The 23,290-nt window shown below is 74.7% G+C and carries 8 protein-coding genes; all 8 read left to right on the top strand.

Annotated elements, in window-relative coordinates:
• Positions 1–44 precede the first annotated feature (44 nt).
• From ACIGA3_RS29960 to sbnB, 8 genes are read left to right on the top strand one after another with little or no spacing between them, the layout of a single operon-like run.
• The gene (locus ACIGA3_RS29960) at positions 45–1,049 is read left to right on the top strand and encodes a TauD/TfdA family dioxygenase (protein WP_399721562.1); all 1,005 of its coding nucleotides are present in this window, start codon (positions 45–47) and stop codon (positions 1,047–1,049) included.
• Positions 1,046–2,053 carry a TauD/TfdA family dioxygenase gene (locus ACIGA3_RS29955; RefSeq protein ID WP_399721560.1) on the top strand — a complete coding sequence of 336 codons (1,008 nt, stop codon included), beginning with the start codon at positions 1,046–1,048 and terminating at the stop codon, positions 2,051–2,053. The genes ACIGA3_RS29960 and ACIGA3_RS29955 overlap by 4 nt, the downstream gene beginning before the upstream one ends.
• Positions 2,050–7,050 carry an amino acid adenylation domain-containing protein gene (locus ACIGA3_RS29950; RefSeq protein WP_399721558.1) on the top strand — a complete coding sequence of 1,667 codons (5,001 nt, stop codon included), beginning with the start codon at positions 2,050–2,052 and terminating at the stop codon, positions 7,048–7,050. Before ACIGA3_RS29955 ends, ACIGA3_RS29950 begins: the two co-directional genes overlap by 4 nt.
• Positions 7,047–12,002, top strand: coding sequence for an amino acid adenylation domain-containing protein (locus ACIGA3_RS29945; protein WP_399721556.1), 4,956 nt, complete (start codon positions 7,047–7,049; stop codon positions 12,000–12,002). Before ACIGA3_RS29950 ends, ACIGA3_RS29945 begins: the two co-directional genes overlap by 4 nt.
• Before the next feature lie 40 nt (positions 12,003–12,042).
• Positions 12,043–15,012, top strand: a complete 2,970-nt coding sequence (locus ACIGA3_RS29940; protein WP_399721554.1) for an amino acid adenylation domain-containing protein — start codon at positions 12,043–12,045, stop codon at positions 15,010–15,012.
• On the top strand, positions 15,009–21,293 hold the full coding sequence (locus tag ACIGA3_RS29935) for an amino acid adenylation domain-containing protein (protein ID WP_399721552.1): 6,285 nt from the start codon (positions 15,009–15,011) through the stop codon (positions 21,291–21,293). Before ACIGA3_RS29940 ends, ACIGA3_RS29935 begins: the two co-directional genes overlap by 4 nt.
• Positions 21,271–22,296 carry a pyridoxal-phosphate dependent enzyme gene (locus ACIGA3_RS29930; RefSeq protein WP_399721550.1) on the top strand — a complete coding sequence of 342 codons (1,026 nt, stop codon included), beginning with the start codon at positions 21,271–21,273 and terminating at the stop codon, positions 22,294–22,296. The genes ACIGA3_RS29935 and ACIGA3_RS29930 overlap by 23 nt, the downstream gene beginning before the upstream one ends.
• On the top strand, positions 22,293–23,285 hold the full coding sequence (gene sbnB / locus ACIGA3_RS29925) for a 2,3-diaminopropionate biosynthesis protein SbnB (RefSeq protein WP_399721549.1): 993 nt from the start codon (positions 22,293–22,295) through the stop codon (positions 23,283–23,285). Before ACIGA3_RS29930 ends, sbnB begins: the two co-directional genes overlap by 4 nt.
• The last annotated feature ends 5 nt before the right edge of the window (positions 23,286–23,290 follow it).

Here is a 23,290-nt window from a genome sequence, read left to right as displayed (position 1 = left end):
ACCCACGCCCGCTCCCGTCTGAAATGCCGTGATTCGGAGGAACTGTGTCAACCATTTCCCGCCGTCGCGCCCGCGGTGGCTCCGTCGAGGTGGACGACGCCTGGCAGGGCCGCGCCCTTCCCGCCCTGGTGCGGGGCGACTCCACCACCGACCTCACCGCCTGGCTGGCCGGCAACCGGGCAGTCGTCGACGGCCTCGCCCACCGGGCCGGAGCCGTCCTCTTCCGGGGCTTCGGCATCGACACCCCGGAGAAGTTCCGGGCGTTCATGGAGGCCCTCTCCGACGACGTGCTCGGCTACGGCGAACGCTCCTCACCCCGGCACCAGGTCACCGAGGGCGTCTACACCTCCACCGACCACCCCGCCGACCAGCACATCGCCCTGCACAACGAGCAGTCGTACACCCTGGACTGGCCGCTCAGGATCGTCTTCTCCTGCCAGCGCGAGGCCACCCGGGGCGGGCGCACCCCGCTCGCCGACAGCAGGCGGATACTCGCCCGCCTCTCGGACGCCACCGTCGAGCGGTTCCGTGAGCGCGGGGTGCGCTATGTGCGCAACTACGTGCCCGGCATCAGCCTCACCTGGCAGGAGGCGTTCCAGACCGAGGAGCGTGCGGAGGCCGAGGCGTACTGCGAGCGCAACGGCATCTCCTGGACCTGGGTCGACGGCGACCAGCTGCGCACCTGGCAGAGCCGCCCCGCGATCCACCGCCACCCGCTCACCGGCGACGAGACCTGGTTCAACCACGCCCTCTTCTTCCACAACTCCACCCTCCCCAAGGAGGTCGGCGACGGCCTGCTGTCGGCGCTGGGCGAGGAGAACCTGCCGTACCACACCTACTACGGCGACGGGCAGCGCATCGAGGACGAGGTGGTCGAGGAGATCCGCGCCGCCCACACCGAGGAGACCGTCGGCTTCGACTGGCGGCAGGGAGACGTACTGGTGGTGGAGAACATGCTCTCCGCGCACGCCCGCGAGCCGTTCGAGGGACCGCGCCGGATTCTCGCGGCCATGGCCGACCGCCGCTCCGCCGCGGGCGGTGAGCGATGAGCGTGGGACCCGTGCGGCGCGCCCGCCGCACCACCGTCGAACCCGTCACGACCTCCTTCCTGGACGGTGACTTCGGGATGGTCGTCGAGTCCCGGTTCCCCGAACTGGACCTCGTCAGCCACCTCGCCGCCAGCCGCGAGCGGGTCACCGAGCACCTCGACCGGCACGGCGCGGTCCTCTTCCGGGGCTTCTCCGTGCCGGACCCGGACCACTTCGGCCGGGCCGCGCGCGTCGTCGGCCCCGAGCTGCTCGGCTACCTGGAGCGGGCCGCGCCGCGCAACGAGGTCGCCGACAAGGTGTTCACCTCCACGGAGTTCGCCTCCGACCAGACCATCCCGCTGCACCACGAGATGTCGTACTCCCACAACTGGCCCAGCAGGCTGTACTTCTACTGCGACCTGCCCGCCGAGACCGGCGGCGCCACCCCGCTCGCGAGCGAGCGCGAGGTCACCCCGCGGATTCCCGCCGAGGTCCGCGAGCGGTTCCAGCGGCACGGTGTGCTCTACGTCCGCAACTACGGCGACTCCCTCGACCTGCCCTGGCACGAGGTGTTCCAGAGCACCGACCGGGCCGACGTGGAGGCGTACTGCCGTCAGTCGGCCACCGGCTTCGAGTGGACCGGCGACGGGGGCTTGCGCACCCGCGCGGTCCGCCAGGTCACCGCCCGCCACCCGCGCACCGGCGAGGAGGTGTGGTTCAACCACATGCACCTCTTCCACTCCTCCAACCTGCCGCCCGAGGTCCGCGAGGCACTGCTGCGCGAATACGGCCCCGAGGGCCTGCCACGCAATGTGTACTACGGCGACGGCACCCCCATCGAGGACGAGGTCGCGGCCCTGATCCGCGGGCTGTACGAGGACGCGGCCGTCTCCTTCCCCTGGCGGCGCGGCGACGTGCTCATGGTGGACAACTTCCTCGCCACCCACGGCCGGGCCCCCTTCACCGGCGAACGCCGCACCCTCGTCGCCATGTCCGACCTCTATGTGAATCGAGACGTCCTGTGACCACGGTCGACAGTTACCGGCTCTCCGCCCAGCAGCGGCGGCTGTGGGCCGACGCCCCGAAGGAGCGGGTCACCGCGCGGGTCCGGCTCGCCCGGCCCCTGGACGCCGGGCGGCTGCGCGCCGCCGTCGCCGCGCTCGTCGCCCGGCACGAGACGCTGCGCCTCGACATCGGCGACCTCACCGGCACCGGGCTGCCCGTACAGGTCGTCCGCGACGACGCCACCGCCGACGTCCACCCGGCCGACGGCGCCCCCGCCGGCGACGCCCCGCTGCGGGTCACGCATGGTCCGGCCGAACTGGTCCTGGACGCCTCGGTGCTGATCGCCGACCCCGAGAGCCTGCGCGTCCTCCTCACCGAACTCGCCGCCTGCTACGGCGGTGCCGCCCCGGTGGAGGACGAGGACCGCACCCAGTTCCTCGACGTCGTGGAGTGGCAGAGCGAGCAGAACCGCGCCGACCTGCCCGCCGACCCCGCCGCCCTGACCGCCCTCACCCTGCCCGCCCAGGCCCCCGGCGCCGCCGGGCCCGAACCGGTGGGGGAGTACCGCGCCGAATGCCCCGCCCCCGACGGGGACGACGTGGCCCGCGCGCTCGCCGCCTGGGCCACCGCGCTCGGCCGGTACGCCGACCCCGTCAGCGGAACCGTCGCCCTCGCCGTGCACGACGACGGCCGGTCCGTCGACGGCACCCAGGGCGTCGTCGGCCCGCTCGCCGCCCCCGTCCGCTGCGAGGTCCCGCTCGCCCTCACCGCCGAGGCCGCCGCAGAACTGCTCGCCGGGGTCCGCGCCCGCTCCCTGCGGGTCACCCCGCTCGACCACGCCGTGGCGGCGGGCTTCGCCCACGTCACGGCCGTCGACCCCGGTCCGCTCGCCGCGCTCGGCGCCACCGGGGCCGCGCTCGACGCGCCCCGCCCCGAGGCCCCGCTGCATCTGACCTGCACACGGGACGGCACCACCCTGCACCTCGCCCTGCACGCCGACCCCGCCGTGGCCGACCCGGCCGCCGCCCGGCTGCTGCTCGGCGCCGTCACCGCCCAGCTCACCGGCGGCCGCCCCGAGGACGCCGAGGCCGCGCTGCTGGCCGAGTGGGAGGGCACCGCCGTTCCCCTCGGCGAGCGCACCCTGCTCGGTCTGCTGGACACGGCCGTCACCGGCGCCGACCCCGCGCGGACCGCCGTCGCCGCCCCCGACGCCACCCTCACCTTCGGCGAACTCGACGCCGCCGCGGCCTCGGTGACCGCACGGCTGCGGGAACACGGCGTCCGTCCCGGTGACCGCGTCGTCGTCCTCGGCGAGCGCTCCGCCGTCACCGTCGCCGCCTTCCTCGGCGTGCTGCGCGCCGGAGCCGTGTACGTCCCGCTCGACCCGGCCCACCCGGCGCCCTGGCTGCGCCGCCTCGCCACCACCGTGGACGCGGCCCTCGCCGTCGCCCCCAAGGGCTCCGCCGCCCTGCGCGGACTCGGCGGCACCCTGCCCACCCTCGAACTCGACGCGCTCCCCGCGACCGGCGCCCCGGCCGAGCCGCACCCCGTCGCCCCCGGCGACCCGGCGTACGTCATCTTCACCTCCGGCTCCACCGGAACCCCCCGCCCGGTCGTCGTCGAACACGGCAGCGCCGCCCACCTCTTCGACGCCCTCGAAGCCACCGTCCACGCCGACGCCCCCGAGGCCCTGACCGTCGCCGTCAACGCCTCCTTCGGCTTCGACGCCTCCATCAAGCAGCTGATCCAGCTGGCCGCCGGACGCTCCCTGTGCCTGGTCTCCGAGGAGACCCGCCGCGACGTACCCGCACTGCTGCGCGAACTCGCCGACCGGGGCGCCGACGTACTCGACTGCACCCCCGCCCATCTGCGGCTCGTCCTGGACCACCGGGAGAGCGGCCAGCGGCTGCCCGGCCTGCTGCTGATCGGCGGCGAGCCGCTCGACGCCGAGCTGTGGCGGCGGGTGGCCGCGCTGGAGGGCGTACGCGCCTTCAACGTCTACGGGCCCACCGAGTGCACCGTCGACGTCACCGCCGCCCCCGTCACCCCGGACAGCGAGCCCTCCATCGGCCGCCCCCTGCCCGGCTTCCGGGTCCGGGTGCTGGACGCCGGGGGGCGGCCCGTGCCGCCCGGCCGTCCCGGCGAACTCTTCGTCACCGGCCCGCAGGTGGCGCGCGGCTACTGGGCCGACCCGGAGGCCACCGCCGCCCGCTTCACCGTCGTCGACGGCGTACGCGGCTACCGCACCGGCGACCGGGTGCGCTTCCTGCCCGACGGGCGCCTCGCCCACCTCGGCCGCGCCGACGAACAGCTCAAGATCAACGGCTATCGCGCGGAGCCCGCCGAGATCGCCGCCGTGCTCGCCCAGCACCCCGCCGTCGCCCACGCCGTGGCCGACTGGCGGGTGGACGGGGCGACCGGCACGGGCACCCTCGTCGGGTACGCCGTGCCCCGCCGCGCCACCGGCCGCCCGCTGAACGTCGAGGACATCGCCGGGATCACCCCGCACGAGACGCGCTACCTGTTCGACGAGATCTTCGTCCAGCAGACTTATTTGCGCGGCGGGATCACCCTGCGCGAGGACGCGGTCGTCGTCGACGTCGGCGCCAACATCGGCATGTTCTCGCTCTTCGTGGACCGGGCCTGCCCCGGCGCCCGCATCCTCGCCTTCGAGCCGCTGCCCGAGGCCCACGCCCGCCTCACCGAGAACCTCCGTCACCGCACCGGACCCACCGAGGTCTTCGGCTTCGGCCTCTCCGACCGCGAGCAGACGGCCACGTTCACCGTCTACCCCGGCTACTCCATGATGTCCGGGCAGGCCGAGTACGCCGACCCCGAGGCCGAGATCGCGCTCGTCCAGACCTTCCTGGAGAACCGGCGCGACGACGAACTCCTCGGCGAGGTCTCCGAGATCCTCGCCGACCGCTTCACCCCGCACGAGGAGCGGGCCCGGCTGCGCCGGCTGTCCGACGTGCTCACCGAGACCGGCACCGACCGGATCGACCTGCTGAAGATCGACGTCCAGCGCGCCGAGTGGGACGTGCTGCGCGGCCTGGACGACGCGCACCTCGCCGGCGTCCAGCAGATCGCCATGGAGGTCCACGACGACACCGGCGCCGCCCCGCACGGACGGCTCGCCGAGATCGCCGGACACCTGCGCGGACACGGCTTCGACGTGTTCTGGGAACAGGACGAACTCCTGACGAGCACCGACCGGTTCACGCTGTGCGCGGTCCGCCCCGAGTACCGGGACGACCCCCGCCCGGCCGCCGAACCGCCCGTCGCCGTGCCGGACGCCGCCCTGCTGCGGCAGTGGCTCGCCCAGCGGCTGCCCGAACCCCTCGTCCCGGCCACCGTGGTCCTCCTGGACGCCCTCCCGCTCACCGTCAACGGCAAGATCGACCGGGCCGCGCTCCCCGCGCCCGAGCGGCCCCGCACCACCGCCCAGCCCGCCACCGCCACCGAACGCGCCCTCATCGCCATCTGGGAGGAGGTGCTCGGCCGGGAGAACATCGGCGTCGACGACAACTTCTTCGCCATCGGCGGCGACTCCATCCGCGCCATCCGGATGCGCGCCGCCGCCGTCAAGGCCGGGCTGTCCTTCCCGCTGCGGGACGTGTTCCGCAACCAGACCGTCCGTGCCCTCGCCGCGGGCATCGAGGGCACCCAGGCCGCGGAACCGGCCGCCGGAGCGCCCTTCGCCCTGCTCGACGCGGCCGACCGGGCGCTGGTTCCCGCAGGGGTGAGGGACGCCTACCCGCTCACCGCCCTCCAGCTCGGCATGGTCTACCTCGGTGAACTCTCCGAGGGCGACGGCCACGCCTACCACGTCGTCACCGTCGACACCGTCGAAGGCCCGTGGGCACCCGAGGCGCTCGCGCGGGCCGCCGAGGACCTGACCGCCGCGCACGACATCCTGCGCACCTCCTTCGACCTGGCCGGGTTCAGCCGCCCGACGCAGCTCGTGCACGAGCGGGCCACCGTGCCCGTACGCACCGAGGACCTCACCGGGCTCCCCGAGGAGGAGCGGGAGCGCCGGGTGCGCGAGGTCGTGGAGGCCGAGAAGGCCACCCCGTTCGACTGGCGCGCCCCCATGCTGCGCCTGCACGCCCTGCGCACCGGCGAGGACACCTACGACCTGGTGCAGACCCATTTCCACGGCGTGCTCGACGGCCTCAGCCTGCACCTGATGACCAGCGAACTGCTGGCCCGCCTCGACCACCACCACACCGGCACCCCCGCCCCCGGGGCCGGGCCCGTGCTGCCCTACCGGCACCACGTCGAGGCCGAACTCGCCGCCCGAGAGGACACCGGCACCCGCGCCTTCTGGCGCGACACCCTGGACGGCGTACACCCCCTGCGGCTCGCCGGGGAACACATCCCCGCCATCGGCACCTCCCGCGTACTGGAACCCGCCGGAGCCACCGCCGACGCGCTGGACCAGGCCGCCCGCCGGGCCGGGGTGCCGGTGAAGTCGCTGCTGCTCGCCGCGCACGTCCGCGCCCTGGCCGCCGCCTTCGGCACCGACGACTCCGGCGAGGTCGTCACCGGCCTGGTGGTCAGCGCCCGCCCCGCCGAGGAGGGCGGCGACCGCACCCTCGGCCTCTTCCTCAACACCCTCCCGGTCCGCACCGACCCCGGCGCGCCCGAACTGGCCGCCCGGCTCTGGGAGTACGAGCAGTCCCTGATGGGCCACCATCTGCTGCCGCTCGCCGATATCCAACAACTCGCGGCAGCGGGACCCCTGTTCGACTCCTTCTTCAACTTCACCCGCTTCACCGGCATCGCCCCCGCCACGAACGGCTCGCGCGTGGTCTCCGAGCACGACGACACCGTCGACGTCGGATTCGCCCTCGCCTCCAACGCCGACCTCGGCCCCGAGGCCGCCCGCCTCGTCGTGCAGTACGACGCGGCCGCCCTGCCCGCCGGGCGGATCGACGCCTACGCCGAGCGGCTGTGCGCCGAGGTCGAGGCACTGGCGGCACACCGGGACGACAGCACGGAGGACGCCCGATGACCATCGTTCCGCGCCACACCCGCCGCCGTACCCCCGCCACCGCGCCCGGCGCGGCCGAGGGCGCCCACGGTCCGGACCGGCCGTTGTCCCTGCCACAGCAGCAGCTCTGGTTCATGGACCGGGTGCAGCCCGGCGGCTCGCTCTACAACCTGCCCGTCGTGCTGCGGCTGCGCGGCGCCCTCGACCTCGGGGTGCTCCAGCGCTGCCTGCGCGACATCGTCACCCGGCACGAGGTGCTCCGCACCCGCTTCCCCGACCGCGACGGCGTACCCGTGCAGGTCACCGTGGCCGGCGCCCATGTGCCGCTGCCCGTGCACGACCTGTCCGCCGCCCCCGCCGACGAGCGCGAGGACCTGCTCCGCAAGCTCGTCAGCGAGGAGACCCACGCCCCCTTCGACCTCGCCGGGGGTCCCGTCCTGCGGGCCGCCCTGGTGCGCGCCGGAGCCACCGACCACGTACTGGTGCTCACCTTCCACCACATCGTCTTCGACGGCTCCTCCTGCGGGGTCCTCCTCGCCGAGCTGGGCGAGCTGTACACCGCGCACACCGAGGGCCGCGAACCCCGACTGCCCACGCTGGCACTCCAGTACGCCGACTACGCCGAGCGCAGCCGCACCGCCGACGTCAGCGGGCAACTGCGGTACTGGCAGGAGCGGTTCGTCACCGCGCCGCCCACCCTCCAGCTCCCCGCCGACCGGCCCCGGCCCGCCGTGCAGAGCTACCAGGGCGCCGCCGCACCCTTCGAGGTGAGCCCTGAACTCACCTCCGCTGTCGAGCGGTTGGCGGAGGAGGAGGGCGTCACCCCGTTCGCCGTCATGCTCTCCGCCTTCTTCGTGCTGCTCGCCCGCTACACCGGCCAGCACGACCTGGCGGTCGGCGTGCCTGTGGTCCGCCGCCCCGAACCCGACCTCGACCCGCTGATCGGCTGCTTCGTCAACACCCTGGCGATCCGCGCCGACGTCGACCCCGCCGCCGGGTTCCGCCCGCTGCTCGCGCAGGTCGCCGAGTCGGTGTACGCGGCCTTCGAGAACATGGACGTCCAGTTCGACGACGTGGTCCGGGTGGTCGAGCCCGAGCGCGACCCCAGCTACTCGCCGCTGGTGCAGGCCAGCTTCGGCATGCTCGCCGCCGGGCAGACCGGCGAACTGACCCTGCCGGGGCTCACCGCGGAGCTGCTGGAGGACGAGCGGCTCACCTCCAAGTTCGACCTGAGCCTCGACCTCATCCAGCGGGGCGACGGCTTCCAGGGCGAACTGGAGTACGCGACCGACCTGTTCGACGCCGCCACCATGCGCCGCGCCGCCGGACACTGGCTGCGTCTCCTGACCGAGCTGGTCGCCGCGCCCGACGCCCCCGTGGCCACCGTGCCCCTGCTCACCCCCGAGGAGGAGCACCGCCAGCTGCGCGCCTGGAACGACACCGCGTTCCCGGTCGGCGAAGAGCCCACCATGCACGCCCTGTTCGAGGCCCAGGTGGCCCGCACCCCGGACGCGCCCGCCGTGGTCAAGGGCGAGGACCGGCTGACCTACGCCGAACTCGACCGCCGCGCCAACCGGCTCGCCCATCTCCTCCGGCAGCGCGGGGTGCGCGCCGAGACCCCGGTCGGCGTCTGCATGGAACGCGGCGTGGACACCGTCGTCGCCTTCCTCGGCGTGCTCAAGTCGGGCGGGGTGTACGTACCGCTCGACCCCGAGTACCCGCGCGAGCGGCTGGAGTACATGCTGGCGCACGCGGCCGTACCCCTGGTCGTGACCACCACCGAGACCCTGCGTGACCTGCCCCCGGTCCAGGGCGCGCTGCTGCTCGACGAGGAGGCGGCCCTGCTCGCCGGCCTGCCGGACACCGCGCCGGACGCCGAGGTGGACCCGGACAACCTGTCCTGCATGTTCTACACCTCGGGCTCCACCGGGACCCCGAAGTGCGCCATGGTCACGCACGCCAACTACGTGAACTACTACCGCTTCTGGGAGTCCGCCTACCTGGGCGGCCACCCGATGCGCTCGCACCTGCAGATGACGAGCTTCGCGTTCGACATCTTCATCGCCGACGCCACCCGCGCCCTGTTCAGCGGCGCCAAGCTGGTCGTCGTCCCGCACGAGACCGTGATGTCCCCGCCGGACCTGTACCGGCTGATGGTGGCGGAGGACGTCAACAGCGCCGAGTTCATCACCCCCATCCTGGCCGCGCTCGTCGACCACCTGGAGGAGACCGGCGCCGACCTCGCCTTCCTGGACCTCCTCGTCGCCGGCAGCGACATCTGGTACGCGCGGGACTACATGCGGGTACGCGCGCTGTGCCGCCCCGACACCCAGATCGTCGCCGCCTACGGGCTCAGCGAGACCGCCATCGACAACACCACCCTGGCCCGCGCGGAGGTCCCCGAGGTCATCGAGGGCATCGTCCCCATCGGCCGCCCCACCGGCAACAACCAGGTGTACGTCCTCAACGACCGCCTCCAGCCCCAGCCCGTCGGCGTCCCCGGTGAGCTGTACGTCGGCGGAGTCGGTGTCGGCCGCGGCTACCACCGCGACCCGGCCCGCACCGCCCAGCGTTATCTGCCCGACCCGTTCTCCGCCGAGCCCGGCGCCCGGCTCTACCGCTCCGGCGACCTCGCCCGGTACCGGCCCGACGGGGTGCTGGAGATCCTCGGCCGGATCGACAACCAGGTGAAGGTCAACGGCTTCCGCATCGAGCTGGGCGAGATCGAGTCCGTACTGCGCGCCCACCCGGACGTGGACAACGCCGTCGTGGTCGTGCACACCGCGAGCGGCACCGGGGAGACCCGCCTCGTCGGCTACGTCACCTTCGTCTCCGCCGCCCGGCCCGACCTCACCCCGTACCTGGTCGACCGGCTGCCCGCCTACATGCTGCCCTCGGTGCTCGTCACCCTGGACGAGATGCCGCTCAACGCCAACGGCAAGATCAACCGGCGTGCCCTGCCCGAACCCGCCTCCGCCGCCGGACGCGGCCCCGCCCGGGGCGGTGCGCCCCGCACACCCGTCGAGGAGATCCTCGCCGGGATCTGGGCCGAGGTACTGGGGCTCACCGAGGCCGGCCGCGGAGACAACTTCTTCGCGCTGGGCGGCAGTTCGCTGCTGATGACCCAGGTCGTCTCCCGGATGCGCCGGGTCCTCGGCCGCGACGTACCGCTGCGCACCCTCTACCAGCACCCGACCGTGGCCGCCCTCGCCGCCGAGCTGGCCCGCGCGGGCGGCGGCCGCGAGGAACACCCCGTCACCCCCGTACCGCGCGACCCGGGCGGGCACCCGCTGTCCTACGCCCAGGAACAGCTGTGGTTCCTCGACCGGCTCGGCGAGGGCGACGTCAGCTACAACGTCCCCGAGACACTCCGGCTGTCCGGCCCGCTCGACCCGGACGCCCTCGCCGCCGCCCTCCAGGCCCTGGCCGACCGGCACGAGGCACTGCGGACCGTGTACGTACGCGGCACCGGCGGGCGCCCGGTGCAGATCGTGCGGGACACGGTGAGCGTGCCGCTGAACCGCGCCGACCTGTCCGGCCTGGACGACACCACCCGCGACACCGCCGTACGCGGGCTGATCCGCGCCGGCGAACTGCGCCCCTTCGACCTGGAGCACGGGCCGCTGATCCGGGCCACCCTGGTCACCACCGGCGCGGACGAGCACCTGCTGCTGCTCGACCAGCACCACATCGCCACCGACGGCTGGTCCTCCGGACTGCTGCTGCGCGAACTGTCCGAGCTGTACACCGCGCACACCGAGGACCGCCCGGCCGGACTCGCCCCGCCGACCCTTCAGTACGCCGACTTCGCGGCCTGGCAGCGCAGTTGGCTGGACAGCGAGGAGGGCCGCGCGGGCCTCGCGCACTGGCGGGACCGGCTGGCCGGCGCCCCCGGGACCACCACCCTGCCGCTGGACCGGCCCCGCACCCCCGCCGTCACCCGCGCGGGCGCCTCCGTCGCCTTCACCGTCCCCGACGAGGTGTACGCCGCGCTGCGCGCCTACGGCCGGGAACGCGGCGCCACCCTGTTCATGACCCTGCTCGCCGCCTTCGACGTGCTCCTCGCCCGCTCGGGCGGCGACCCGGAACTCGTCGTCGGCACCCCCGCCTCCGGCCGCACCCGTGTCGAACTCGAGCCGGTGCTCGGCTTCTTCACCAACGTGCTCGCGCTGCGTGTCCGCGTCGACGACGACCCCGTCTTCGCCGACCTGCTCACCCGCGTCCGGGACACCGCCCTCGACGGCTACGCCCACCAGGACGTGCCCTTCGAGCGGGTGGTGGAGGAACTGCGCCCGCGCCGCGACCTCGGCCACAACCCGCTGTTCCAGGTGGTGTTCTCACTGGACGACGCGGGCGCCGACGCCCTCGACCTGCCCGGCGTCACCGCCGAGGAGGTCCGGCCCGCCTACAGCACCGCCAAGTTCGACCTGGAACTGATGCTGGAGCAGCGCGACGGCACACTGGGCGGCACCTTCACCTACCGCACCGACCTGTTCGACCAGGCCACCGTCGAGACCCTGTGCGTGGCCTGGCTGCGGCTGCTCGGGCAGCTCGCGGCGGACACCGGGCGCCGGATCTCGGCGTACGAACTGCCCGAGCTGGACGCGCTCGGCACGGCAGCCGAGGCCCCGGTGGCGCAGGCGCCCGCACCGGTCCCGGGCCTGCCGGGGGCGGACGGGGGACTGCTGGGCCGGGTGCTGGGCGCGCTGTGGGCCGAGGTGCTGCTCACCGACGCCCCGCCGGCCCCGGAGGACGACTTCTTCGTCCTCGGCGGCCACTCGCTGCTCGTCACCCAGGTCACCTACGGCATCGAGGACCTGCTCGGCCTCGCCGTACCGGTGCGGGCGCTCTTCGAGAACCCGACGCTGGCCGCGTTCACCGCCGAGGTGGGCCGCCGCGCCGCCGAGGAGGACGGGACCGAGGGGGCCGGGGAGTTCGCGGCGCGGCTGCGCGCCCTGGCCGAGCAGATCTGACGGCCGCACCGCGCGGCGTACCACGGGGGAGGAGCACACGGTGATCGCGGAACGATTTCGGGACCGGGCGGCCAGGACACCCGGCGCCCTGGCCGTGAGCGACGGCACGACGACGCTGACGTACGCCGAACTGGCCACATCGGCGGCGGAGTTCGCGCGCGGCCTGGCTCAACTGGGGGTGCGCCGGGGAGACCTGGTCGGTCTGCTCGGCGGACGCTCGGTGGCCGGGGTGACCGCACTGGTCGGCACGGTGCTCGCCGGGGCCGCCTACCTGCCCCTCAACCCCGGCTGGCCCGCCGCCCGGCTGCGGCAGATCACGGACCACGCCCGCCCGCGCCTCGTCGTCGGCCTGCCGGACGCCGGGGCGGGGGCGGTGCCGGCGGCCGAGGTGAGGGCGGCGGGCCGCACCGCCGCCGCGCCCCAGAAAGCCGAGGAGACCGGGGACACCGGGGAAACACCCCCGGCCTACGTCATGTTCACCTCCGGCAGTACCGGCGCCCCCAAGGGCGTCGTCGTCGGACAGCGGGGCGTACTGCGGCTGGTGTGCGCGCCGGAGCACCCCTGGCTGCCCGCCGGGACGCGCGCCGCGCACGGCGCCGCCCCGGAGTTCGACGCCGCCACGCTGGAGGTGTGGGGCACGCTGCTGAACGGGGGCTCGCTGCACATCGCGGACGCGGAGACGATGGCCCGCCCGGCCGCGTACGCGGAGTTCCTGCGCCGCGAGCGGATCGGCTTCGCCTGGCTGACGGCGCCCCTGTTCCACCGCATGGCGGACCACGACCCGGCCATGTTCACGGGCCTGCGCACCCTGATGACCGGCGGCGACGTCGTCTTTGCCGGGCACGCGGCACGGGTGCTCGCGCACTGCCCCGGACTGGCCCTGTACAACGGCTACGGGCCCACCGAGAACACCGTCTTCACCACCGTGCACCGGATCACCGCACCCGTCCCGGACCCGGTGCCCGTCGGCCGGGCCGTCGCGGGCACCGAGCTGTACGTGTGCGACCAGGCCGGGCAGCCGGTGCCGGACGGCACCGAGGGCGAACTGTGGGTGGGCGGGGCCGGGGTCGCGCGCGGCTACCTCGGCGACCCGGAGCTGACGGCCGCCCGCTTCCCCGGCGGCCGCTACCGCACCGGCGACCTCGTCACCCGCGACCCGGACGGCCTGGTCCGCTTCCACGGGCGCGCCGACCAGCAGGTCAAGATCCTGGGCAACCTGGTGGAGCCCGCCGAGGTGACCACCGCCCTGCTCGCCCTGCCCGCCGTACGCCAGGCCCACACCGTCGCCGTACGCGACGAGGCCGGAGAGGCCCGGCTGTGCGCGTACGCCGTCACCGACGGCACCGGCTCCGGCGCCCTGCGGGCCGCGCTCGCCGGGACGCTGCCCCGCTATCTGCTCCCGGCCCACCTCACCGTCCTGGACCGCCTGCCGCTGAAGGCCAGCGGCAAGGTCGACACCGCCCGGCTGCCCGCACCCCGGACGCACGACGGGACGCCCGCGCCGGACGAGCTGACTGCGCTGTGGTCCCAGGTGCTCGGCCAGGACCCGGCCGCCATCGGACCCGACAGCGACTTCTTCGCCCTCGGCGGCGACTCCGTACGCCTCGGCGTCCTGCTCGACCGGATCGAGGCCCGCCTCGGCCGCAGGCTCGGCTTCCGCCAGGTCCACGAGGCCCCCACCCCGGCCGGGATGCGCGCCCTGCTGGAGCACGCCGGGGAGGCCACCGCGCCCGTACCGCGCGGCACCGGCCGCACCGGCCCGGCGCACCCCGCCCAGCGCGGGCTGTACGCGCTCTGGCAGGCCGGCCCGGACTCGGTCGCGTACAACATCCCCGTACGGCTGGACCTCGGCGCGCCCGTCGACCCCGCGCGGCTCCAGGCGGCACTGGACACCCTGGTCGACCGGCACGAGGCGCTGCGCACCCGGCTGACCGCCGATGGGGACGGCATCCGGCAGGAGGTCGTCGACGGCGTCGGCTTCCGCCTCGAACTGGACTCCTCTGAAGGGGAGTTCGTGCGCCCCTTCGATCTCGCCGCGCCCCCGCTGCTCCGCGCCCGCCTCACCGGTGACCGGCGGCTCCTGCTCGATCTGCACCACATCGTGGCGGACGGCGTCTCGGTCCGCGTCCTCGTCCGGGAACTGCTCGGCCTGCTCGCCGGGCGGACGCCCGCGCCCGTGCCGCTGCGCTGGCTGGACGCCGCCCGCTGGTGCGCCGGACGGGACGACGACCTCGGCCACTGGCTGACCGCGCTCGCCGGGGCGCCCGGCGGCGGCACCCTGCCCACGGACCGGCCGCGCCCGCCGCGGCCCACCGACGCGGGCGGCCGGGTGCGGCGCGACCCGGTCGCCGCCGACGCGGTGGAGAAGACCGCCCGCGTGCACGGCACCACCCCGTTCGTGGTGCTGCTCGCCGCCTACGCCACCGCTCTGGCCCGCATCGGCGGCCTCACCGACCTGGTGATCGGCACCCCCGTACACGGCCGCGCCCACCACGAACTGGCCGACGTGGTCGGCATGTTCGTCCAGACCGTGCCCATGCGCGTCCGGCTGGACGAGGACACCACGCTCGGCGCGCTGGTGGCCGGCCTGCGCGAGAGCCACCAGGACGCCCTGGACCGGGGCGCCGTCCCCTACGACCGGCTGGTGCGCGAGCTGGGCGCCGGGCGGCCCGGACTGCGCGACCCGCTGATCGACGCCTTCCTCGGCCTCCAGAACCTCGACTCCTACGAGTTCGCCGAGGCCGGGCTCACCGCCTCGCTGGACTTCCTCCACCCCGGCACCACCCGGTTCGACCTGAACCTCCAGGTCCATGTCCGCCCCGACCGCCTGGTGTGCGACCTGGAGCACTCCACCGAGCTGTACGAACGGGCCTCCGCCGACCACCTGCTGGACTCCGTCCTGCTGGCACTGGACGAGATCGCCACCGCCCCCGAGGCGCCGGTGCTGCGACGCCGCGCGGCGCGCACCTGGGCCAGTGACGCCGACTTCGACTTTGGAGCAGCACGATGACCACCTTGCGCGGCAGCCAGGCCCTCAACGAGTACCCGGAGCAGACCCGGTACTGGCAGCGCTGGGCCGCCGCGCTCGACGCGGCCACCCTGCTCCACCACGACCTGCTCGCGGGCGGCGCCGGGCACGAGCCGGCCACCGGGGTGTGGGAGCAGGACCTCGACACCGGGGCCGTGGCCCGCGCGAGCGCGCTGACCGGCGACGAACCCACACTGGTCCAGGTGTTCGTCACCGCCGTGGCGGTGGCTGTCGCCGCCACCGAGACCGACAGCGCGCGGGTCTGCGTCCGCACCCGCGCCGGGGACCGGGGCTTCCCCGTGCTCATCGACGTCGGCACCGATGCCCGCGCCCTGCTCACCGAGGTCCGCCGCGCCTACCGCGAGGGCGCCGCCCACCTCGACGTACCGCCCGCCCAGGTACTGGCCGCCGAGGGCGTCGTCCCCACCGACCTCGCCGTACTGCCGTACCAGGACGGCGAGGCACCCGCGCTGCCCGAAGGGATCACGGTGGGGTTCGCGGTGCGCGGCGGCAGGCTGCGGCTCACCTACCGCGCCGACCTGCTGCTGCCCGGCACCGCGCGGCGCCTGGCCGGGCGGTTCGCGCGGGCCCACGCCCGGATCGCCGCCCTCGGCCCGGTGCGCGCGGCACCGGACGCGGCGGAGACGGAGCTGACCGAGCGGACCAACCGCACCGAGCGGGCCTACGAACCCGGCACTCTCCTGCACGAGTTCGTCCAGCACACCGCCGCCCGGCACCCGGACCGGCCAGCCGTGCTCGACGGAGACGGCCTGAGCTACGCCGAGTTCAACACCCGCGCCAACCAACTGGCCCGTCGGCTGCGGGAACTGGGTGCCGTACCCGGCGAGATCGTCGCCGTCGCCCTGCCCCGGAGCCCCGAGGGGCTGATCGCCTTCCACGCCGTGCTCAAGGCGGGCGCCGCCTATCTGCCCGTCGACCCGGCCCTCCCCGAGGCGCGCCGCCGCCACATGGTCACCCACAGCGGCGCCCGGATCGCCGTCGGCACCGACTGCCCCGGCGCCACCCACCTCGTGGACCCCGCCGACCCGGCGCTCACCGCGCTCGACGGCACCGATCTGCCACCGCTCGCCACCGAACGCGACCTCGCCTACGTCATCTACACCTCCGGCTCCACCGGCCGCCCCAAGGGCGTGATGGTGGAACACCGGGCGATCGTGAACCGGCTGCGCTGGATGCAGCGGCAGTACCCGCTCACCCCGGGCGACGTCATCCTGCACAAGACGCCCACCGCGTTCGACGTCTCCCTGTGGGAGATCTTCTGGTGGGCGCTCGCCGGCTGCGCGGTCAGCACCCTGCCCTCCGGCGACGAACGCGACCCGGCCGCCATCGTCGCCCGCATGACCGAACACGGCGTGACCACCACGCACTTCGTGCCGTCCATGCTCCAGGCGTTCCTCGCCCACCAGGCCGAGACCGCAGCGCCCACCCGGCTGCGCCGGATCTTCGCCAGCGGCGAGGCGCTGCCCGCCGACGCGATACCCGCCCTGGCCCGCGCCTTCCCCGGCCCGGACGCCCCGGCGCTGATCAACCTGTACGGGCCGACCGAGGCCGCCGTCGACGTCACCCACTACGACTGCACCGGCCACGACCCGCGCCGCCCGGTTCCGCTCGGCACCCCCATCGACAACATCCGGCTGCGCGTCCTCACCCGCGACGGCCGCCCCGCCCCGGTCGGTGTGCCGGGCGAGCTGTACCTGAGCGGCATCGGGCTCGCGCGCGGCTACCTGGGCGCCCCCGGCCTCACCGCCGAACGCTTCCTGCCCGACCCGACCGCGCCCGGCGAACGCTCCTACCGCACCGGGGACGCGGCCCGCCTGCGGGAGGACGGCACGGTCGAGTACCTGGGCCGGCTCGACGACCAGGTGAAGGTACGCGGCCACCGCATCGAGCCCGGCGAGATCGAGCACGTCCTCGGCGCGCTGCCCGACGTCACGGAGTGCGCGGTGGCCCTGCACGAGGGCGCCCTGTGCGCATACGTCGTATCGGCGCGGCCCGACCCGGAGGCACTGCGCGCCGGGCTGGCCCGGCAGCTGCCCGCCTACATGGTCCCGGCGCGGTTCGTGCCCGTCGCGGCGATCCCGCGCACCCCCAACGGCAAACGGGACCTGAAGGCCCTCGCCGCGCTCCCGGCCGACCCCGGCACCGGCCGGGTGGCACCCCGTACCGCGCTGGAGGAGGAGCTGGCGGGGATCTTCGCCGCCGCGCTCGGGCGGGACGGCCTCGGGGTCACGGACAACTTCTTCGAACTCGGCGGCGACTCCATCAAGTTCATCGGCGTACTGGCCGCCGCCCGCCGCGCCGGACTCGACTTCACCTTCCAGGAACTGTTCGCCCACCCCACCGTCGCCCTGCTCGCCCCCCTGGTGCGCCGAGCCGCACCCGACGCGCCGGAGGCACCGGCTCCCTTCGCCGCCCTGACGCCCGCCGACCGGGCCGCGCTGCCCGCCGACGCCGAGGCCGCCCACCCCCTCTCCAGCCTCCAGGCCGGGCTGCTCTACGAGATCGCCACCCGCGACGCCGCCGTCTACCACGACGTCTCCGGCTACCACTACGACGCCCCGCTGGACCCCGCCCTCTTCCAGCGGGCGGCCACCGAGGCGGCCCGCCGCCACCCGATGCTGCGCACCTCCTTCCACACCACCGGCTTCTCCCGGCCCACCCAGGTCGTCCACCGCGACACCCCCGACTGGTGCGTCACCGTCGACCTCACCGGCCAGGACCCCGACGCCCAGCGCGCCTACCTGGAGCGGGCCACCGCCGAGGAACTGGCCACCGGCTTCCCCGAAGGCACCGTCGGCCCGGTGCGGATGCGGCTCTGCCTGCTCGGCGGCGACCGCCACCACCTGCTGCTCAGCTACCACGCGGCCGCCCTGGACGGCTGGAGCGTCAACCGGCTGCTCTACGACCTGTTCGACCTCTGCTTCGACACCACCGCGGCCGCCCCTGATCAACCCGGCACCGGATACGCGGAGTTCGTCGCCCTGGAGCAGGAGGCCGTCGCCTCCGGGGAGGCCCGGGACTTCTGGCTCACCCGGCTCGACGGCGCCGACGCCACCGCGCTGCCCCGCACCCCCGGCGCCGCCCTCGACCCCGCCGAGACGGTCCGCACCCTCGACGTACCCCTCGATGCCGGCCTCGGCCCCGCGCTGCTGGCCACCGCCGCCCGGCTCGGCGTCCCCGTCAAGTCCGTCCTGCTCGCCGCGCACACCGCCGTGCTCTCCTTCGCCGCCGGACGCGACGACATCACCACCGGCTACGAGCACAGCGGACGCCCCGAACGGCAGGACGCCGAACGCACCCTCGGCCTCTTCCTCAACACTCTCCCCTTCCGCGTCCGCACCGACGTCCCCAGCTGGACCGCCCTGGTCCGGCGCGTCTACGACGAGGAGAGCGCGCTGTTGCCGCACCGCCGCTACCCCATGGGCGAGATGACCCGGCACCTGCGCCGCCCGCTGTTCGAGGCCGTCTTCAACTTCACCCACTTCCACGTCCTCGGCGCCCTCGCCCGCCGCCACGGCGCCCGGCTGCACCGGGTCTCCGTGCACAGCCAGACCGAGTTCCCGCTGCGCGCCGAGTTCTCCCGCGACGCCCTCGACGACACCGTGGCCCTCCAGCTCCACTACGACGGCTCCGTCCTCGACCGGGCCGGGGTGGCACGGTTCGGCGGCTACTACCTGCGCGCATTGCGCGCCCTGGCCGCCGACCCCGACGCGCCGCCCTTCGCCCGCACCTTCATGAGCGAGGAGGAACGCGCCTGGCTCAGCCGCCACCGGACCGGCCCGGTCCGGGAGGTACCCGGCACCACCCTCCTCGACCGGTTCACCGGCACCACCGCCCGCCACCCGGACCGCACCGCCATCGGCCACGGCCCCGACACCCTCACCTACGCCGAACTCGACCGCGCCTCCGACCGGTTGGCCCGCGCCCTCATCGCGCGCGGCGCCGGAGCCGGTGACGTGGTCGCCGTGCGTATGCCGCGCGGACTGCCCTGGGCGGTGAGCCTGCTCGGCGTCATGAAGGCGGGCGCCGTCTATCTGCCGCAGGAACCCGGCGACCCCGCGGAACGGCTCCGGCACGCCGTGACCCGCAGCGGCTGCCGCCACATCCTCGACCAGGCCGAGTACACCGCCCTGCTCGCGTCGCCCGAGGCCGACGACACCCCGCTCGGCCACCGGCCCGGCCCCGACGACCCCGCCTACGTCATCTTCACCTCCGGCTCCACCGGCGAACCCAAGGGCGCCGTCGTCGAGCACCGGGGGATGCTCAACCACCTCCAGGCCAAGGTGGACGACCTCGCGCTGACCGGCGACGACGTGGTGTCCCAGGTCGCCTCCCAGTGCTTCGACATCTCCGTGTGGCAGCTCGTCGCGCCCTGGCTCACCGGCGGCCGCAGCGTCATCCACGACCGGGTCACCGACCCCGCCGACTTCCTGGACACCGTCACCGGCGAGGGCGTGAGCGTGCTGGAGGTCGTCCCCTCCCTGCTCGACGCGCTCCTCGACACCCTCCGCACGGACCCGCGCGAACTACCCCGGCTGCGCCGGCTGATGGTCACCGGCGAGGCGTTCGCCCCCGCCCTCGCCCGCCGCTGGTTCGCCGCGTACCCGGCGATCCCGGTCGTCAACGCCTACGGGCCCACCGAGGCGTCCGACGACATCACCCACCACATCCTGCGCGGCCCGGTGCACACCGAACGCGTCCCCGTCGGTACCCCCGTCATCAACACCACGCTCCACGTCCTCGCCGAGAACGGCACCCCCGTCCCGCCCGGCACCCTCGGCGAGATCCATGTGACGGGCCCTTGCGTCGGCGCCGGATACGTCAACGACCCCGAACGCACCGCCGCCGCCTTCCCCGCCAACACCCTCGACACCACCTCCGCCCGCGCCTACCGCACCGGCGACCTCGGCCGCTGGCTGCCCGACGGCACCCTGGACTGTGTCGGACGCCGCGACCAGCAGGTCAAGCTGCGCGGCCACCGCGTCGAACTCCCCGAGATCGAGCAGACGCTGACCCGGATCGCGGGCATCGACCAGGCGTTCGCGGAGGTGCGCCGGCACGGCGGCCGTACGGTGCTCGCCGTCTGGTACACCGGCGCCGCCGAGCCCGGCCTCGCGCGGCTGCGGGAGGAGGCCGCCCGGCTGCTGCCCGCCTACATGCTGCCCGACGTGGTCGCCCGGCTGGACGAGGTGCCGCTCAACCGCAACGGCAAGGCCGACCGCAACGCCCTGGCCGCCCGCCCGCTGCCCGCCCTCACCGCCCGCACCCCCGAACCGCCCGCCGACGACACCGAGCGCGCGATCGTCCGGCTGTTCGCACAGGCGCTGGGCGTTCCCGAGGAGAGCATCGGCGCCGACGACGACTTCTTCGACCTCGGCGGCCACTCGCTGGCCGCGATGGCCGTGGCCGCCGGCTCCGGCGGACTGGTCACCGTGCGCGGGCTGCTCCAGGGCCGAACCGCCCGTGCCCTGGCCCGCGGGGCGGCCGGCACCGGCGGGCTGCTGGTGGAGCTGGCCGCCGCCGAGGACCCGGAGCTGACCATCGTCTGCTTCCCGTACGCGGGCGGCTCCCCGGTGAGCTATCTGCCGCTCGCCAAGGCGCTGGAGGACACCGGCCCGGTCCGGTTCCGCACCCTGGACCTGCGCGAGGACGGCGTACCCGGCACCGGCGCCCTGCTGCGCGACCTCGCCGCCGAACTCGCGGACGTCACCGGGCCGCTGGTCCTGCTCGGCCACTGCGCCGGCGCCGGACCCGCGCTCGCCCTCGCCCGCGCGCTGCCCGCCCGGCCCGCCGTCGTCCTCGTCGGCAAGACGCTGAAGTCCGCCGACCCCGAGGACCACCCGGTGGCCGAGGTGACCGCCGCGTCCGAGGAGACCGTCGCCGGGTGGGTCGTACCGGGCGGGCGCGGCGCACCCGCGCCCGACACCGGGCCCGCCACGCTGCGGGCGCTGCGCCGGGACACCGCGCTCGGCAACGCCTTCCTGCGCGAGCTGCTCACCGACCCCGCGCCCGCCGGCCACCCGCTCACCGTGGTCCTCGCCGCCGACGACCCGGTGACCCGCGGCCACGAGGACACCGTCGCCCGCTGGGGCCTGCTGGCCCGCGCCCCGCACGTCGTCCGGACCGAGGACGGCGGCCACTACCTCAACCAGTCCCGACCCCATCTGCTGGCCTCCGTCCTGCGACGGGCCGCCGCCGGCGGAGCACCGGAGGGCCCGCATGCTGTACGACAGCGCCCATGACGCCGGGGACCCGCACTGCTTCGTGCGGCTCGCCGGGTTCCTGCCGCACGCCGAGACGTGGCTGAAGCTGGAGGCGCAGAACCCGGCCGGCTCCATCAAGATCAAGGCCGCCCGCGCGATGGTCGCCGCCGCCGAGGAGGCCGGCCGGATCGGTCCCGGCACCCGGCTGATCGAATCCACCTCCGGCAACCTCGGCATCGCGCTCGCCTCGATCTGCGCCGCCCGCGGCTACCCCCTCACCCTGGTCACCGACCCGAACGCCAACTACCGCAGCGTGCAGCAGATGCGGGCGCTCGGCGCCGACGTGGTCATCGTCGACCAGCGCGACGCCAACGACGGCTTCCTCGGCTCGCGGATCGCCCACATCAGCCTCAAGCTCGCCGCCGACCCGGCCCTGGTCTGGCTCAACCAGTACGCCAACCCGGCCAATGTCGCCGCCCACCGCGAGGGCACCGCCGTCGAGATCACCGAGGGGTTCGGGGTGCCCGACCGGCTGTTCGTCGGCGTCGGCACCTCCGGCACCCTGATGGGCTGCCTGGAGCACTTCGCCCGTATCGACGCGCCCACGGTGATCACCGGCGTCGACGCGGTCGGCTCGGTCACCTTCGGCGGCCCGGCCGCCCGGCGTCTCATCCCCGGCCTCGGCTCCAGCCGGGTCCCGGAGATCTTCCGGCGCGGCGGACACGGCCGCTACCGGCGGATGCTGGTGCCCGAACCGGACGCCATAGTCGCCTGCCGCCGCACCGCCGCCGACCACGGACTGCTCGTCGGCGGCTCCACCGGCACCGTGCTCGCCGCCGTACGCGCGAGCGCGCACCGGATACCGCCCGGCAGCCGGGTACTGGCCGTCTCACCGGACCACGGCCACGCCTACCTGGACACCATCTACGACGACACCTGGGTGGCCGCGCACTACGGCCAGGACTTCCTGACGGACATCGGGGGGCGGCCGCTGCCGCCCGCCCGGACGCCGGTGACGGCAGAGAGCGAGAGCAGCAAGTGACAGCGACGAAACGCCCCTTCACGGTGGTCGGCGGCCACGCCGTGCGCGAGGCGCTGGCCGGCCACGAGAGCGAGGTCGTCGACCGGGTGCGGGACGCGTACCTGCTGCACGACGCCGGGGACACCATCAACCCCGACAGCTACTTCCTGCGCTTCCCCGCCAAGCCCGACAGCCGCATCATCGCCCTGCCCGCCTACCTCGGCGGTGACCAGGACGTGGCCGGGATCAAGTGGATCTCCAGCTTCCCGAAGAACACCGGACGCGGCCTGCCCCGCGCCTCGGCCGTCCTGGTCCTCAACGACTACGAGACCGGCTACCCCGTCGCGCTGCTGGAGTCCGCCGCGATCAGCGCCGCCCGCACCGCCGCCTCCGCCGCGCTCGCCGCCCGCACCCTGGTGCCGGGGAAGCCCGTGAGCTGGGGCGTGGTCGGCACCGGGGTGATCGCCCGGGAGATCTGCCGCTACCTCACCGCGAGCGGTCTGGGCGCCGAGCGTGTGCACTGCCACGACCTCGACCCGGAAGCGGCCGCCGCCTTCGCCGCCCGGTTCCCCGGCGGCACCGCCACCGGCCTGGACGCGGCCCTCGACGCCGACCTCGTCGTCTTCGCCACCACCGCGCTCGCCCCCTACGTCCCGGCCGGCCACCGCTTCAAGCCCGGCCAGGTCGTGCTGCACGTCTCGCTGCGCGACCTGGCGCCCGAGACCCTGCTGGAGGCCGCCAACCTCTGCGACGACATCGACCACTGTCTGAAGGCCGACACCTCCCCCCATCTGGCCGAACAGCTCACCGGCGGACGGGACTTCATGACCGGCACCCTCGCCGACGTGCTGCGCGGCCGGGCCACCCCGGACCCCGGCCGGCCCGTGGTCTTCTCCCCCTTCGGCATGGGCGTGCTCGACCTGGCCGTGGGCTCCTACGTACTGGACCGGGCCGTCGAGGCGGGCACGGCCACCGAGATCCCGGGGTTCTTCCCGGCGGAAGGCGAATGAACGAC

The organism is Streptomyces sp. NPDC085596, assembly GCF_044541565.1.
Taxonomy (GTDB): Bacteria; Actinomycetota; Actinomycetes; order Streptomycetales; family Streptomycetaceae; genus Streptomyces.
Note: the sequence above shows the minus strand (reverse complement) of the source record. Positions and strands in the feature narration are given on the sequence as shown.